We start from the raw sequence: 368 nt of genomic DNA on the forward strand, positions 1-368 counted from the left end.
TCAGCAAGACCGTCACCAATTACCGGCAGCGCTGCAGGTAGGTTTAAGATAACCTGTGCACCCCAGAATGACATGTTGCCCCACGGTAGTAGGTAACCGAAGAAACCTTCAGCCATCAATGCTAGGTAAATACCCATACCGATGAGCCAAATAAGCTCACGAGGTTTTTGATATGAGCCGTAGAGCAGTGCTCTAAACATATGCAAATACACCACGACAAAGAACGCTGAGGCGCCAGTCGAGTGCATATAACGGATGAGCCAACCGCCTTTGACATCACGCATGATGTATTCTACAGACGCAAATGCGCCCTCGGCACTAGGGTTGTACATCATCGTCAGCCAAATACCGGTCACCAACTGGTTGAC

The 368-nt window shown here is 49.5% G+C and carries 1 protein-coding gene; it reads right to left on the reverse strand.

The genetic code is table 11. From position 1 onward, the window contains the following. Positions 1 to 368, reverse strand: a 368-nt coding sequence (locus B3V51_RS00010; RefSeq protein ID WP_286707731.1) for a cytochrome b, incomplete at both ends; no start/stop codon positions are given.

This window comes from Psychrobacter sp. UBA2514, assembly GCF_002341255.1.
Classification (GTDB): Bacteria; Pseudomonadota; Gammaproteobacteria; order Pseudomonadales; family Moraxellaceae; genus Psychrobacter; species Psychrobacter pacificensis.